Origin of the sequence: Methanosphaera sp. WGK6 (assembly GCF_001729965.1) — an archaeon.
GTDB lineage: Archaea > Methanobacteriota > Methanobacteria > Methanobacteriales > Methanobacteriaceae > Methanosphaera.
In genome coordinates this window covers 195907-211970 of sequence record NZ_JRWK01000001.1, presented here as the reverse complement: position 1 = coordinate 211970, position 16064 = coordinate 195907, and the positions used below count along the sequence as shown (strand labels likewise).

The following is a 16064-nucleotide window of genomic DNA, read 5'->3' as shown; positions in this document are numbered from 1 at the left end:
GACAATGTAATAAAATAAACATATAATATAAAAGAGATAATGAATATCATGAATTCTTTAAAAATAAATGGTGCAGAAATTATTAATAAAGCTCTTAAAATAGAGGATACTCTCCTAATTTCTGATTTACATTTTGGTTATGAAACTTCATTAAATAAGCAAGGATTGATGATTCCTCCATTTCAATTTGATAAAATAATTGATGTAATGGATAATATTCAAAGAAAAGCTAATGTAAGCAAGATTATTTTAAATGGAGATATTAAACATAACTTTGGAACAATTGATAAACAAGAATGGAAGGAAATATTAGACTTTATTGATTATTTATCTGATTCATTTGTTGAAATTAGAGTTATAAAAGGAAATCACGATAATTTTACACAATATATTCTAAATAAACGAAATCTAATTTTAGAGGATTATATTATCATAGATAATTATTATATTACACATGGTCATGAAATACCTGAAGAAATACCTGAACATATAGCTACTATTATTATAGGTCATGAACATCCCTGTATTGGTATACGAAATGGAGAACGTGTAGAAAAATTTAAATCATATCTTAAAGGAACATGGAATAAATATAATTTAATTGTTATGCCTTCATTTACTCCCATAAGTCAAGGTTCTGATGTATTACATGAAAAAACAATTTCACCTTTTATCAAGAAATTAGATGATTTTGAAGTATATGCAATTGATGGAGAAAATATTTATCCTTTTGGATTAATTAAGGATTTATTAAGTATAGATATGGAATTATGAATAGGAGGTAATAATATGACTAAAGAATACTCTGATGAAGAAATACATAATTTATTACATCCATATGTTAGCAAATGGTTTAAAAATACATTTGACACATTTACTGATGCTCAACGTCAGGCAATACCTCATGTTAATGCTGGAAAAAATATTTTAATACTCTCACCTACAGGATCTGGTAAAACATTAACTGCATTTCTAGCTATTCTATCAGGATTAGCTAGTTTAAGTGAAAGAAATATGCTTGAAGAACGTGTGTATTGCATATATATTTCACCACTAAAAGCATTAGATAATGACATATCTAAGAATCTTGAAAAACCATTGCAGGGAATTAATGAAGTTGCAGGTCATGATTTAGGTATACGGCAAGCTGTTAGAACTGGAGATACAAGTCAATATCAACGTTCTAAAATGTTAAAACATCCACCTCACATTCTAATTACTACTCCTGAAACATTATCCATCTTACTAGTTGCTCCTAAATTTAGAGAAAAATTAAAATATGTACGATATGTTATTGTGGATGAAATTCATTCACTTGCAGAAAATAAGAGAGGAACCCATCTTAGCCTTAGTTTAGAACGTTTACATGAATTAACTGGTGGTTTTACACGAATTGGTCTTAGTGCAACAGTCAGTCCTCCTGAAAAAATTGCTAATTATCTAGTAGGCTATTCATGGGGAAATCCTCGTGAATGTGAAATAGTTAATATTAATTATCTTAAAAAATTAGATATGAAAGTTCTATGTCCTGTTGAAAATATTATTGAAACAGAACAGGAAACATTGACTGATGAATTATATAAATTACTCCATAACTTAATTCAACAACATAAAACAACACTCATATTTACTAATACTCGTAGTGGTGCTGAAAGCGTTTCATACAGGTTAACACAGAAGTATCCTGGATTTTATAATTCAAGAAATGTTATGGCTCATCATTCATCATTATCCAAGGATGTGCGTCTTGAGACTGAAAATGAGTTAAAAGAAGGTAATTTGAAAGTTGTTGTTAGTAGTACTTCTCTAGAATTAGGTATTGATATTGGATATATTGATTTAGTTATTCTGATTAGTTCTCCTAAATCCGTGTCTCGTGCTTTACAGAGAATTGGACGTAGTGGACATAGACTTCATGAAAAATCAAAGGGTCGTATGATTGTTGTTAATAGAGATGATCTTGTAGAGTGTAGTTTAATTCTTAAAAATGCTTGTGAGGGTAAAATTGATAAAATAGACATTCCTTACAATTGTCTGGATGTTTTAGCTCAACATATTTATGGTATCGCTATTGAACAAAGACAAAATATTGAACATATTTTTCATGTAATTAGACAAGCTATGCCTTATCATAATCTTTCATGGGATGATTATGAACAAGTATTACGTTATCTTGCAGGAGAATATACTTGTCTTGAACAAAGATATGTTTATGCTAAGATTTGGGTTGATTGGGAAGCTAATACTTTTGGAAAACATGGAAAGTTAGCAAGAGTTCTTTATTCAACTAATATTGGTACTATTGCTGATAGAAGTCATGCAAAAGTTAAATGTGAAGGAAAGATTATTGGAAGTATTGATGGAGATTTCATGGAACGTCTACATAAAGGAGATACATTTGTTCTTGGAGGTAGAGTTTATCAATTCAAGTATGCTAGAGGTATGACTATTACTGTTATCCCTAGTGGTAGCACTCCTAGTATTCCATCATGGGTTTCTGAACAGTTACCATTATCCTATGATTTAGCTATTTCTATTCAAAATTTTAGAGCTATTATTGACTGGAAGTTATCTACTGATGTGTCTCAAGAAGAGATTATTAATTATATAAAGAAATATTTGTATGTTGATTATAATTCAGCATCGTCTATTTATTTTTATTTCCTTGAGCAGTATCTTTATAGTGAAATTCCATCTAAAAATAAGTTACTTGTAGAGTATTACACTGGTTTTGGTGGTAGAAAATTTGTTGTTTTCCATTCATTATATGGTAGACGTGTAAACGATGCCCTTAGTAGAGCTATAGCATACATTATATCACTTAAATATCATCATGATGTTATGATTAGTGTGGATGATAATGGATTTTATCTTAGTAGTGATTCTAAAATTGGTGGTGTTGAAGCGTTTGAAGAGTTAAATAGTGATAATTTACGTGAAATTCTAATTAAATCAATTGATAAAACAGAAACTTTAGCTAGTCGTTTTAGAGATTGTGCTAATAGGTCATTAATGATTCTTCGAAGATATAAAGGTCATGAAAAAAGTGTTGGTCGTCAACAAGTAACTAGTAAGATTTTACTTAATTTTGTTAGAGAAATTGATGATCATTTCGCTATATTAGATGAAGCTCGTCGTGAAGTGATTGAGGATTATATGGATATTTATCATGCTGAAGAGATTTTAAGAAAAATTGAAAATAAGGAAATTGTTATTAAAACTATAAATACAGATATTCCTACTCCTTTTGCATTTAACCTTGTTTCTAGAGGTTATCTTGATGTTTTAAAGTATGAGGATAGATCGGAATTTATTAAACGTATGCATGAAGCAATTATAGAGAAAATAAATGATAAAAATAAGTTTAGGAAAAATTAATATTTATTAGGATAAACCTGGAAAAAATAATTATGATTAATCATTATAAAATATTCTCAATTAATTATTATTTATGCGAAAACAATCAGCATATGAAAGATAGTAGAAAATACTTGATTAAAAAAATTATATGAGTCAAAATAAAGATGAAAATTATGTTTAATTATAATTAAATAATATATATTCAATTAAATCATAATGTTTAATTATGATAAATATAGTATATTTTATATATAACTTAAACAAATCTATTATTGAGTATCAGTCAAAGTCATAAAGATAATTCTATTTCAATTTATTTTGAATGTGAACTAGTTGAAATAAAAGAGTTACAATGATTTAATTAGAATTAAATATTACTCTTAAAATTCAAAAAAAGTATTTTGGCTGATACTCTAATAACAAATGTATTAAACTTAATTAATTATATAATAATTAATTAAAAAGAATAAATGAAAATAATAGGTAGACTATTTTTTCAAAAACATGACGTCTGTAAAACCAAATTATTACAAAAAGTAATAAGTTTTCACCAGTTGTTTAATTCTTAGTCTAAATTAAACAATACATACTAATTTAAAAGATTAATACCCGTGAAAATTTAAAAAGGTTTTATAATATATCCATAGTGTCTGCTAAAAATAAATTTATTAATGCAAAATTTTCTTTATCTTATAATGGAAGTAATATTCTCTATTATCAAAAGTTAATTTTTGAATTTTGGCAGACACCGCATTCAGTGAAAAAAAATAACTTATATACCTCATATAAGGAAAAAATGATTTGAAACGAATATACAAATTCAAAAAATACAGTCTTGATTATCCAAACTAATAAAAATGGATGGGGAACATTAAATTATATTAAATATAATTTAAACGGGACTGAGAGAGATAATAATCAACCCATTATCCCTCTCAACATCTATTTTTTTTATAAAAAGATACTCAAAACCACTTGTTAATCAGGAGATAATACTACATGATTTATTGACTAATTTAAACTAAAAAGGTAATCTACTTATAATCATTACTTTTAAAATAATTTTTAAGATATCATGTAAAATAAGCCATATGAAAAACTTTTTTTTACCACAGCACCACCATCTATTTTTACATAAAATATTAAAATACGACAATACATAATTAATAATAATGTTCTAGAAAATTAATAATATTAAAATAAAATGGGAGAAAAATAAAATGCATGATGAAATTATAGAAATTTTAGAAGGAATGTATCTTGAAAATCTCTCACGTTATGTGAAAATAAAAGAAATTCCTGAAGGAAAAGAACTTCTAATAAACAACTTCCATTTATATACAATTAGTCTTAAATTCTACGATATACTTCCCGGATTAACAATTATCACTGATGAAAAAGAAATTGAGGAAAGATATCCTCATGAAAAGGATTTACTTCAATTTAACAACCCTGATGACTTATTAGTCATGTCATATATTACAAAGGGAAGTTGTCAAATGCCTGTCGAAAATAATAAATTCATATTTATTAATGGTGGAAACATGAATATGTATATTAAAGGTAATAATCCTAGAGCATATGAATTCATAAAACATTCCACATTTACACATCTTGTATTTGATAAAAAAGTATTTAACAAAAATAAAAATTCTACTTTAGAACCCTATGAAGAAATACTAAATAAACTATTTGAACTAAGTAAAGAAAATCAAAATCTTGTTTTTAAAGCAAATGATGAAATAATACAAGTTATTGAACAAATGAAACTATTTGATACATATAATAAAAGATCATGTAAAGAATATTTAAAATTAAAGGCATTTGAACTAATATTACTACTAGATAATATTGAAATTAAAGATATAAAAGACAAACAAAGAACATATTCGGATGCTCAAATTAGAGTAGTTAGAAAAATAAAAAATGACCTATCACGAAATATTGCTAGTTATATCTCATTAGACTCACTAGCAGTTAGTTATGGAATTAATCTAACAACACTTAAAAATTGTTTTAGAGACATGTATGAAAAACCATTATATACATGGTACAGAGAATATAAATTCCACAGAGCAAAAGAACTCATCCAAAATACAAGTTATCCTATTTCAAAAATTGCCAATATGATTGGATATAAAAGTAGTAGTAAATTTGCAAAAGCATTTAAAAAAGAAATGGGTGTTTTACCTTCAAGTTACAGGGAAAAGAAAAGATAATTCCCAAAACTTATTTTCTTTAATCCTTTTTTTATACATCAATTTTCTTATTTTTAATATTCTAATTATACAAAGTCTAAAATAATATAATTACTCTTCTTAAACCAATACTATAAAATAATAAAGTAGTATTAATAAATATATACACATAAAAAAAGGAGATAATTTTTTTTTATTTAAAATAACAGTAAAAGGAGATATATATGGATTATTTATTATTAATACTTATCTTTATATATGTCGCATTAATGCTTGGAGTAGGATATATAGCATGGAAACGTACAAGTACAACTGAGGATTACTTAGTTGCTGGACGTCAATCCAACTCATATATCATGGCTTTAAGTTATGGTGCTACATTTATTAGTACTGCTGCGATAGTTGGTTTTGGAGGGTTAGCTGGAACCAATGGACTTGGAATATTATGGTTAGTATTTCTTAACATAGCAGTAGGTATCTTTTTAGCATTTGTAGTATTTGGTAAACGTACCCGTAAAATGGGTCAAAAATTAGGTGCTTTAACTTTCCCAGAATTCTTATCAAAACGTTTTAACAGTAAATTTATACAATATTTTAGTGGACTATTAATATTCTGTGCTATGCCAATATATGCAGCTAGTGTATTAATTGGAGCAGCAAGATTTGCAGAAACCACAATATCAATTGACTTTAACCTAGCAGTTCTTATAATAGCAGTTATTATAGGATTCTATGTAATCTATGGTGGATTAAAAGGTGTTATGTATACTGATGCATTACAAGGAACAATTATGTTTATAGGAATGCTTGTATTACTCATAAGCATATACTGGATGCTAGGTGGAGTTACACATGCACATCAATTATTAACTGACATGGCTCCATTATTCCCTGCAGCATCTAAGGCAACAGGAGCAACAGGTTGGACTACCTTCCCTGAAACTGGAAGTAAATTCTGGTGGAACCTTGTTACATCCATTATTCTAGGAGTAGGTATTGGTGCTATAGCTCAACCACAACTTGCAGTTCGTTTCATGACTGTAAAAAGTAATAAAGAATTAAACAGAGCAGTTCTTATAGGTGGAGTATTCATATTTGTAACTACATTCTCAGCATATATTGTAGGAGCATTATCTAATGTATATTTCTTCCAAACAACAGGACAACTTGCAATACAAGCTGCTGGTGGAAATGTAGATTCCATTATTCCAACATTTATTAATAGTGCAATGCCTAGATGGTTTACATATATATTCTTATTAACACTACTTTCTGCAGCAATGAGTACAATAAGTACACAATTCCACGTTCAAGGATCATCCATAGCTCACGATGTATATGGTGCATTTAAAGATGATAAAAATAATGTAAACATAAACCGTGTTGGAATTCTTGTTGCAATTATTATTGCAGTAGTTTTAGCATACATATTACCATCAAATATTGTTGCTCAAGGTACTACAATCTTCTTCGGAATTTGTGCAGCTGCATTCCTACCAGTATATGTATGTGCATTATTCTGGAAACGTACAACAAAACAAGGAGCTATTGCAGGAATTGTTGGTGGAACAATTATCAGTTTATTCTGTTTAATATTCACACACCAAAAAGAAGCAGCAGGACTAGGTATTTGTAAATTACTTACAGGAAAAACTGTTCTATTTACATCAATGCCATGGCCATATGTTGATCCTATGATTATTGCACTACCATTAGCATTTATCATTACAATTGTAGTATCATTACTTACTAAAAATTCTAGTGAAGATAAAAAAGCTATTGAAGAAGTATTTACCGCAGCAAAAGGTGATGCATAATGATAGAAATTCTTGGCTTAACTGATCCCATGATTATTTGTGGATATCTTGGATGTATTCTTATTACAATAATTTGTGTAATATATGGTGCAATAAACTGGAATAAAGAATAAAATAACCCCCTCACCAAATTTTTTTACTTTTTTTTACAAGAAAAATAACAAATAATAATATAACACTTAATTATCATAAAATAATATAAAATAAGTGAAGATGAAAAAATATGGATAATTTAGATAAAAAAGTTGTGGAATGTCCAGTTAACCTAGCTGTTAATTTAATTAATAAAAAATGGACAATACAAATACTTAGAGATATTTTCTTTGGAAAAACCCATTTTAATGAATTTAAAGAAAATAAAAGTGTTTCAAATAAAGTATTATCAGAATGTCTTAAAGAAATGGAAGAAAATAGACTTATTAAAAAAATAACATCTCCTGACAAAACAAACACAGAATATCAGTTAACATCACTTGGAAAATCAATGAATAGAGTATTATATGAACTAGCAATGTTTACATTAAACAACGAAATATCAGATAAATACTATACAGAAGAGACTAAAAATGATTTGAAACAATCATTTAAACGAACACTAGATATTAAATAAATTAAAAATAGAATAATTATTTTATTAAAAAAAAGAGTTAAAAACAGGAAAAAGAATTTGAAGAACAGCATCTAAGCTGCTTCTTCAATTGCTTGTACAGGACATGCTTCAGCACATACTCCACAACCTACACAGGTATCTGCATCGATTGCATATGGAGTACCTTCTGAAATACAATCCATTGGACATGCATTTACACATAATCCGCATCCTACACAATTATCGTTTATTTTGTATGGGTTTCCTGCCATATTTATCACCTTATTATATATACATTAGTTATCCTATTAAGTTAAACTAACATGGTTATTTATATTCTATATTAAATATATATTTTCCTATTTTAGAAAAAGATTAAAAACAATAAAAACCCAAGTAAAACAATAATATAAAATACTTCACAATAAAAAAAAGATAAAAATGAGAAAAATTATTCTCCCACTTTAATAACTATGCAACACCAGTATCATTAATACTAATATTATCATCTGAATTACTATCTGTTATATTCTGAGTGTCTATTGAATCATCTTCAGAGTCTACAGGTACCTCATGAGAAGAATGTCCACCCCATATTTCACCATTAGGACTAACTTCAATCCAAGTTTCATTTAAAGAATCACCAACTAGAAATTCAGGAGTAGCATACACAGGAGATATCATTACATGAGTCCAATCTCCAGAATACTGTTTTTGTATTATTTCCAATGCTTCTCTTGCAGTGATATTGTATTTTAAATTTCCCGTTTTATCATGTGCAATTATTGTTTTATCATAATCTTCTATTGATATTAATGAATCAATATCCTTTGTATAATCATATACGTATACATCACTTTTTGAAATATTTTCAGATAGTTTAGTATTTGTTGTTATGTTATTTTCTATATCTTGATATTTTTTTGCTGACTGGTTAGATATTGTGTCTGTAATTAAATTACTTAATTTATCTTGTTCAATTAATAAATTTCCATTATCATTTTGTGTTGTTAGATTATTTTCTGTATTTAATAAATCATTTTGACTATTTATTGAGTTATTATCCAGATAATATGCTGATATACCCCCCAATAGTGCTAAGATTATTAAAACAGGCATTATTCTTTTCCACATAAATTTTACCCCCTAAAATGTTATTTCAGACATTAACCGATTATTCCAGGATAGTACTCTATTACTCGCAGTATTTCCAATATCGTTGTAATAACTAGTTGGATCTGCATCTACCCATGTATTATTGAGGTATATTTTACCCCATACATGCCCTACAATGCGTCCAGAGTTAAATTTACATACTGCATGAGCATAACCTGCACGTATACCGCTAGCTCTAAGTAATGCTACTAATAAATGAGCTTGATCACAACAATTTCCTGTTTTAGCAGTTAATGTTTTCAATGCTCCTTTTTCTGTACCATTATAATTTCTATATGCAATGTTGTTTCGTACATATAAGAATATTGCATTAGCCTTTGTGTATATTGTAGTACAATTTATTGTTAGTTGTGTAGCTAAGTTTTTTATTGTTGAACTGTTTGATTGACAGTTTTTTGATGGTGATAGATATGCATCTGTTGTATTTACTGTTTGTTGTGGATATATACTTTTATTATATGCAATATAGTTAGGTAGTCTGTTATTGTTATATTCAAATGATAATGCTCTTGAAAAACCATCTATTATTGAATTTAACATTAAATTACCTATGGATGTGTTAACGTAACCAGGAACTATTCCGTTATTTGCAATATATTGTGTTATAGTACTTGCTATTTGAAGATACTCTTCTTTATATATTTTTCCAGTAGTTATATTTTCAATAATATTATTTTCAGATTGGAAATTTCCTTCACATAATGAATTATTTGAAATCAATGATTGACACATTAAATATAAGAAATCATTCATTGTCACATCATTATTATTTATTACAACAAAGTTAGGTAACTCCTTATTTACATTATAATAATTTTTCACACGATTAGTAGCTTCTATTATTTGTTCATGTGTATATGTATGAATAGTATTGTTTATAATTCTTATTTTAACATCAATTTTCATGTAGTTGAAGAATGTATTTTCTCCATAAATTATTGTTAATTTGTGTGTGCCTATACTATGAATTGGTGTGAAGCTGTAATTTATAATTCCATTTGTTGTATTGAGATTTGCTATTGTTTTATCATCTATTTTTAGTGCTAATTTCCCTGTATACACATTTCGATTAAGTTGGTCGGATATTACTGCATTAATATAACTTATATTATTTTTCTGTGCAAATGTTAGATAGGGTGTATTTATTGTTGTATTTAACTTGTATAATGTTAAGGTACTATTTTTGGATAAGGTATTTGTATTACTTGTTTCTCCAACAACAAGGGTTAAAGTATATTCTTTTGCACTCCATTGTGGTATTTTAAAATTATAATTTACAGTACCATTAGTTACATTTAAATGTGCTTGTGTTTTACCATTAATTTTAAATGCTGATTTTGCTGAAATCAAAGGTTGATTATTTGTTGTTTTGATGGTTGCACGAATTGTTATTGTTTCACCAGCAAAAGCTGTGTAGTTTTTTAATGTTATAGTAATATTTTCTTTATTTGTATTTTGAGTATTTACTTTTCGCGGATAATTAGTTGCACTTTTATTTTGATCAATATCTGTAATATCATCTATAATATCATTTGAATCATCATAAAAATAATCATTATCTATTTCTTCTATATTATCTATTTCTTTATAAATATCAGAATATCCTTCGTTAAACTCATTTTCAGGTAAATCATTTTGTACTATGTAATTACCATTATTTACAATTGTTGTGTTATCATTTACTTCAGTTGCATTAACTGATACAATTGTAAGTATGAGTACTATGAAGAATAGACTTAATTTATTATATTTCAAATTAATCCTCCATAATATGAATTTTAAGTTAAATAAAATTAATAAAATCTTCCTAAAGAAGATTTAAATGATTTTTTTAAATGATTTTGTTTAGGTTAAAGGGTTATTTAATTAGTATAACTAAATAACATTATAAATTTATGTTAATTCTAATATATAAATATTTGTTTAATAAAATAAGCATAGTAGTTATAATTATGAAGTTAAAATATATTTTAAATTAAAATTTAAGAATTATAAATAATTATATTAATTTTTAAACATTGTACGTTCTTTTCCAGAATTTAAAATTAGTACTTTCTTAAATAAAACATGATTGAACTTAATATAGATAAAATAGAATATGAACATTCGATAAATGAAGTATCCCTTAATACTACAGAAAATAATATGGACTACTTAATTAGATATGAAAAAAAATATTCTTAGGAGAATCTACACGAAATCAACCACGTAAAGCAAATTACAACAGATTTAAAACAATAATATCACAGATCTATAACAGACTTAGATTTCTATCATCAATTTTGTCATTTTCATGGAAAACAAGATAATCAGAACACTCAAAAAGGATAAAAGTATTAAACAACTACCAGAAGAAGAACAAAAGAAAATAAAACAATATACCAAGAAAATATTCAAAATACTGAAATATAAAACTATCAAAACAATAAGAAAGAAACTAAATGAAATACTAGACGATAAAAAAGATGCACCACAATCAATCAAAGATATAATTACAAATTTCATAAGAACCTACTTATCTAACTTAACATATGCACTTGAAAATAAAAATATAGAAAAAACAAGTAATAAAATAGAAAAATATGTTCCAAAAACTATTTCCAAAACACATAAAAAGAAAAATGAAATCACAAAAAGGAATTTTAAGTAGATTCCAACTAAGAATTGATTATTGGAAAGAAAAACATGAAATAAAATAAAGACCCACATAACTTTTGACAGAGCCATAGTATGGAAAATAATAAGTTTATATATATATATATATATATATATATATATATATATATATATATATATATATGATTAAATAAAAATAATCATGATTAATATGATAATTTACATGTAAAAGTTAGAAATGGAACACGAAAAATGACAGTTGAAGAAACGTATATCTATTTTCCTAAAGATAATTTATAAAGAGAGTATATTATGTATTTAGAATTTCCTTTTTGTAGTAGTTTAATTTTGATTGGATTAATTAATATTTTTTTAAATCATGATATGGACTATTTTTATAGAAGTATAGGTATAAATAAACAATCAAGTAGGGATTTTCGTGCAGAAATAATGACTTCCATAGTATTAGTTATTGTAATATTTACTTTCTTTATTAATATGGACTTATTTAATAAAATGTTTATTTTATTCATTTATATTATACTAGGTTTAATAGCGAATAGAAACTCATTGAATGAAAAAATAGTAACAAAAGAAAGAAGTACTGATGATAATAAATGCTCCTATAACTCTATTACAACTAACATATTATTAGGTATATGGTTACTATTTGTTATTTATTATTCAAAACTAACATTTAATGGTGTGACAATTTCAGAATATGAACTAATGATTCTTTGGAACATATATTATATCTATGAATTTATATTAGTAACACTCATAATGTTTTTCCCAAGCCAAGTCATAAATAAAGTTGAACAAATCACAGGATACAATTCAAAGAAAGAAAAAGAATATGAAAAAATAATGAAGATATACCTAGCACTAACTTTCATTATTCCTTTTATAATATCAATTATATTTCTTGAATTACTATGAAAATAAAAGTTCCTATCGTTAGTGAGCATAATATTAGAACTAATAATCATATTAATATACATAAAAATAGTATAGTATACGGAGCTAAATTAAGGACTAAACAAAAATCGAAATATTATTTCTAGTTGGAATTATAATAAGTATTCTTAAGGATTATGTTACCTATTTTTAAAATCATGAAGAAAAATAATATTTTATTTTTTTATCATGAACTTTTTATTTTTTAGTAATTTTATGTGTTTTTTTTTGTTGTGATTTTATTTTTTTATCTAAAATATGTTTTTTAGTATGTGACATGTATATGTAATATTGTCAAAATAGTATTCTTGTAAAGTTAGCCTGATCAACATAAATCACAGATATATTTTTTTAGAGAATATGTGTGAAATTTCAATTTTTTGAGAAAATTATTTTTTCTAGAATTTTTTTTAGAACATGACCTGAAAATCCAATTGTTGTACTTTTTCTAATAATTAATACTACATGTATATGTATTTATATTGATTTTATATTTTAAGTATAGATATTATATTTAATAAGAATTATCTTTAATTTAATTTTATTTTATAATATTTCTTATTGTTTAATTGTTTTTGTTAATTTTTTATTATGTGTTTTGTGTTGGTTTTTTTGTTAATAGAGGGTTTTCTGACTGTTTTATTTATGTTCTTGTTTTATGAACTTTTTGTTCTTGTTTAGTGTAGTTTTTAGAGGTTTAAACTTCGTTATATCTATGTATAGCGAAATTAAAAGAGGTATATTGCAAGTGTAACAATAAAAAACAAGCAAAAAGTGAGATAAACATCCCTACAATACATACTATAAACAACAACATTAAAAGAAATTTCGATTTGCAACAAAAAATAAATCAATAAATAACAAAATAAACAAACTATTCTATAAATAAAACAACAAAGGAGAAAAAACAAAGATGAAAAACAAAAGTCTAATTATAATATGCATCACAGCAATTCTATGCGTTCTAATAGCATCACTGACAATAATTAACATAACCAATAATAACCAAGATCAGCAAATTACTACATTACCCACAAATAACACAAATACATCTAACAGTACTAATAATACTGATGGCAATACTAACAGTGAAGGTACTACTGGAAGTTCTAGTGAAAGTAGTGAAAGTTCAGATTACAGTAGCAGTGATAAAGTAACTGTTGCAGGAGTGAGTTTTCATTCAGATGGTAATCCTGATACAGGAGAAACTGCTATACTGTATGTAGGTGGAATACATAGAGATAAAAATGTTGAAGTGAGTATGGATTATTCTAGAGATGGAAAATCATTTGGTGGATCAGAATATAATTGGTATACTGTAAGTGAAGGTGGAGCCATAACTATCTATACTTCAACGCCAATGAGCAAATATCCTGATAAATGTGTGATAAAAGTACGTGAAAATGGTGAAGTAACCACTGCAACATTCTATCTTGAAACTAGAAAAGGTGGACAAAACGTAAGTCCAAGTTAAAACAAGCCATTATAAGAAATTATAATTAATTTCTTAAATTACTCTTTTATTATTTATTTCCCTAAACAAGTTGTTTTCACTTATTATTTTTATATTTTTGCCTTTTTCTTGTAGTTGTTGTGCTTTTATTATTTTTCCACCAATATTTCCATATTTCCATGTGGGATTTTCCATTGAGCCTACAAATAGATAGTCTACTTTTCCAGATACTGATTTTTTTTCTATTAGTCCTTGTTTTTTGAGTATTTTTGTTATTTCTTCTTTGTTTCCATGTTTGAAAAATCCTGATAGACAGAATGTTTTTCCATTGAAGTCTATTGTTTCATTTGTTTCTTTTTGTGGATTCATTGTTTCTTTAAATGTCCGTGCTAGTTGTTTTTGTTCATCTATTGTGATAAATCCCTTATTTAGTGTGTTATCTGTTATTTTTACTATTTTATCATAAGGATATGTTCCTTTAAGTACTCTGTTTCTTGTAAGCCATGTGTTTAAGTTGTTTAATTCTTCCATTGTTACTTTATTGTCTGCTGTTATTGATTTGATTATTCCTTGTAGTACTTGTACTGTTAGTGTGTTTTTTGAGTATATACTGGAAGTAGTTACTGCTGGTACTATATCAGCTAGTATTTTTCTATCAGAGAAATCCATAGTGTTTTTATTGAGTATTGTTGTGAGTTTACTTGTTATATTATCAAATAATGGATATTGTTTATATTGACTGTTTTCTTTTAGCCAGTCATCTAGTAGTTTTAGTTGTTGGTTGTTTGGATATTCTTCAAATAGTATTACTCGCACCATTCCATATAAGTTGTTGATGTTTGTTGATAGTTTTGGATCATAACTTTCTTTTGTTTTGATCTTGTAGTGATAGTTTTTTGCTTGGTTGATTTCTATCTCTTTTTTGCGATTTAAGTATTCAAAGAGTTGATATGCAGCTCTAGCATCTTCACTTGCAATGTGAGGGTCATAGATTATGTGTAATTTTTTTGCGATGTTTTCGAGCTTATAAGATTTGAGTTTTAAATTACGTCTACTATGTGTTAGAGTACAACAGTATTTAAAGTCAGGTACTTTCATACCATATCTTGCAAGTGAACGAGAAAGTACTCTTAAATCATAGGTTATGTTATGACCAACCACTACATTATTTGTTAGCCAGTCTTCTATTTCATGCCAGTATTCCACTAGTGTTGGACTATTTTTAACAGATCTTGGAGTTATTCCAGTTAGTTGCATGTTAAATGGTTCAAAGTTATCTTCTGGATTTATTAGTGAATATTTATCATCCACTATTTTATTATCTCTGACAAGTATTGTACCTATTGCACTTATAGAATTCTGTCTAGAATTAGGGTTTTCTAAGTCCATTACAACATAATCTTTCATAGAATTTCATCCTAAAATAGAATATTAAAAAAATAATTTAGCCTACCACGTATTATGTGGAAAATAATATAAAAAAAAGATAGTTTGAGTAAAAACTTTAAAAAATAATTTTAAAATTTATATATCTAACTCGTGTATAGATGATTTTGACATTGTTTTTGCAATTTGATATAAATCTTCAGCTTCTTCTTCTTCGGAATAATAAATTTTATCATTTTGAGGATTATAATATGGATAATTTTCTCTGACAAATACTTTTATTCCTTTGTATATTGTTTCAACATACTCTCCTGCTTCTTCAATTTGGTAAATCTTTGAAGTTTCACCAGAATTTTCATCAGAGGCCATATTATGAACTGAAGAATCATTGTTAAGTGTATCATTAAAAGATTTAATAACACCATCTATGTTTAACTTCATGTGTTTTTCCCTTCTTAATAAATTTAAATTTATATATGAATTATTCATATAAGAAAATTGTTAGAATAATT

The 16064-nt window shown here is 26.3% G+C and carries 14 protein-coding genes; 9 read left to right on the top strand and 5 right to left on the bottom strand.

Going from position 1 to position 16064, the window contains the following annotated elements; genetic code table 11:
* The first annotated feature begins 48 nt into the window (after positions 1-48).
* The 6 genes from NL43_RS01025 to NL43_RS01005 all read left to right on the top strand — a co-directional run bounded on the left by NL43_RS01025 (position 49) and on the right by NL43_RS01005 (position 7985).
* Positions 49-774 carry a metallophosphoesterase gene (locus NL43_RS01025; RefSeq protein WP_069592115.1) on the top strand — a complete coding sequence of 242 codons (726 nt, stop codon included), beginning with the start codon at positions 49-51 and terminating at the stop codon, positions 772-774.
* Positions 775-789: 15 nt separating this feature from the next.
* Positions 790-3378 carry an ATP-dependent helicase gene (locus NL43_RS01020; protein WP_069592114.1) on the top strand — a complete coding sequence of 863 codons (2589 nt, stop codon included), beginning with the start codon at positions 790-792 and terminating at the stop codon, positions 3376-3378.
* 1202 nt (positions 3379-4580) lie between these two features.
* Entirely contained in the window at positions 4581-5579 is a 999-nt protein-coding gene (locus NL43_RS01015; RefSeq protein ID WP_069592113.1) for an AraC family transcriptional regulator, read from the top strand.
* A 203-nt stretch (positions 5580-5782) separates the two neighbouring features.
* Positions 5783-7375 (top strand): sodium:solute symporter, encoded by a 1593-nt coding sequence (locus NL43_RS01010; protein WP_069592112.1) that lies wholly within the window; start codon positions 5783-5785, stop codon positions 7373-7375.
* Positions 7375-7488 carry a symporter small accessory protein gene (locus NL43_RS08515; RefSeq protein WP_371325634.1) on the top strand — a complete coding sequence of 38 codons (114 nt, stop codon included), beginning with the start codon at positions 7375-7377 and terminating at the stop codon, positions 7486-7488. The genes NL43_RS01010 and NL43_RS08515 overlap by 1 nt, the downstream gene beginning before the upstream one ends.
* A 110-nt stretch (positions 7489-7598) precedes the next feature.
* A complete protein-coding gene (locus NL43_RS01005; RefSeq protein WP_069592111.1) occupies positions 7599-7985 on the top strand; it encodes a helix-turn-helix domain-containing protein in 387 nt (128 codons plus the stop codon).
* A 71-nt stretch (positions 7986-8056) separates the two neighbouring features.
* On the opposite strand, the gene NL43_RS01000 is transcribed toward NL43_RS01005, so the two are convergent.
* The 3 genes from NL43_RS01000 to NL43_RS00990 form a co-directional block, all read right to left on the bottom strand.
* The gene (locus tag NL43_RS01000; protein ID WP_069592110.1) at positions 8057-8236 is read right to left on the bottom strand and encodes a 4Fe-4S binding protein; all 180 of its coding nucleotides are present in this window, start codon (positions 8234-8236) and stop codon (positions 8057-8059) included.
* A 199-nt stretch (positions 8237-8435) separates the two neighbouring features.
* Positions 8436-9098, bottom strand: coding sequence for a hypothetical protein (locus NL43_RS00995; protein WP_069592109.1), 663 nt, complete (start codon positions 9096-9098; stop codon positions 8436-8438).
* A 12-nt stretch (positions 9099-9110) separates the two neighbouring features.
* A complete protein-coding gene (locus NL43_RS00990) occupies positions 9111-10895 on the bottom strand; it encodes a transglutaminase family protein (RefSeq protein WP_069592108.1) in 1785 nt (594 codons plus the stop codon).
* A gap of 538 nt (positions 10896-11433) precedes the next feature.
* Here NL43_RS00990 and NL43_RS00985 point away from each other — a divergent pair.
* The 3 genes from NL43_RS00985 to NL43_RS00975 all read left to right on the top strand — a co-directional run bounded on the left by NL43_RS00985 (position 11434) and on the right by NL43_RS00975 (position 14187).
* On the top strand, positions 11434-11790 hold the full coding sequence (locus NL43_RS00985; RefSeq protein WP_069592107.1) for a hypothetical protein: 357 nt from the start codon (positions 11434-11436) through the stop codon (positions 11788-11790).
* 278 nt (positions 11791-12068) lie between these two features.
* Positions 12069-12695, top strand: coding sequence for a hypothetical protein (locus NL43_RS00980; RefSeq protein ID WP_069592106.1), 627 nt, complete (start codon positions 12069-12071; stop codon positions 12693-12695).
* A 931-nt stretch (positions 12696-13626) separates the two neighbouring features.
* Positions 13627-14187 carry a hypothetical protein gene (locus NL43_RS00975; RefSeq protein WP_069592105.1) on the top strand — a complete coding sequence of 187 codons (561 nt, stop codon included), beginning with the start codon at positions 13627-13629 and terminating at the stop codon, positions 14185-14187.
* 33 nt (positions 14188-14220) lie between these two features.
* Here NL43_RS00975 and NL43_RS00970 read toward each other — a convergent pair whose 3' ends face one another.
* Together NL43_RS00970 and NL43_RS00965 are read right to left on the bottom strand one after the other, a co-directional pair.
* The gene (locus tag NL43_RS00970) at positions 14221-15573 is read right to left on the bottom strand and encodes an exonuclease domain-containing protein (protein WP_069592104.1); all 1353 of its coding nucleotides are present in this window, start codon (positions 15571-15573) and stop codon (positions 14221-14223) included.
* Between the two features lie 117 nt (positions 15574-15690).
* Complete coding sequence (locus NL43_RS00965; protein ID WP_069592103.1) at positions 15691-15993, bottom strand: hypothetical protein; 303 nt, start codon at positions 15991-15993, stop codon at positions 15691-15693.
* Positions 15994-16064: the final 71 nt, after the last annotated feature.

Bases quoted from the DNA above. Each gene is read 5' to 3' on its own strand.
- NL43_RS01025 (WP_069592115.1), top strand. From the start codon at position 49: ATGAATTCTTTAAAAATAAATGGTGCAGAAATTATTAATAAAGCTCTT.
- NL43_RS01020 (WP_069592114.1), top strand. From the start codon at position 790: ATGACTAAAGAATACTCTGATGAAGAAATACATAATTTATTACATCCA.
- NL43_RS01015 (WP_069592113.1), top strand. From the start codon at position 4,581: ATGCATGATGAAATTATAGAAATTTTAGAAGGAATGTATCTTGAAAAT.
- NL43_RS01010 (WP_069592112.1), top strand. From the start codon at position 5,783: ATGGATTATTTATTATTAATACTTATCTTTATATATGTCGCATTAATG.
- NL43_RS08515 (WP_371325634.1), top strand. From the start codon at position 7,375: ATGATAGAAATTCTTGGCTTAACTGATCCCATGATTATTTGTGGATAT.
- NL43_RS01005 (WP_069592111.1), top strand. From the start codon at position 7,599: ATGGATAATTTAGATAAAAAAGTTGTGGAATGTCCAGTTAACCTAGCT.
- NL43_RS01000 (WP_069592110.1), bottom strand. From the start codon at position 8,236: ATGGCAGGAAACCCATACAAAATAAACGATAATTGTGTAGGATGCGGA.
- NL43_RS00995 (WP_069592109.1), bottom strand. From the start codon at position 9,098: ATGTGGAAAAGAATAATGCCTGTTTTAATAATCTTAGCACTATTGGGG.
- NL43_RS00985 (WP_069592107.1), top strand. From the start codon at position 11,434: ATGGAAAACAAGATAATCAGAACACTCAAAAAGGATAAAAGTATTAAA.
- NL43_RS00980 (WP_069592106.1), top strand. From the start codon at position 12,069: ATGTATTTAGAATTTCCTTTTTGTAGTAGTTTAATTTTGATTGGATTA.
- NL43_RS00975 (WP_069592105.1), top strand. From the start codon at position 13,627: ATGAAAAACAAAAGTCTAATTATAATATGCATCACAGCAATTCTATGC.
- NL43_RS00970 (WP_069592104.1), bottom strand. From the start codon at position 15,573: ATGAAAGATTATGTTGTAATGGACTTAGAAAACCCTAATTCTAGACAG.
- NL43_RS00965 (WP_069592103.1), bottom strand. From the start codon at position 15,993: ATGAAGTTAAACATAGATGGTGTTATTAAATCTTTTAATGATACACTT.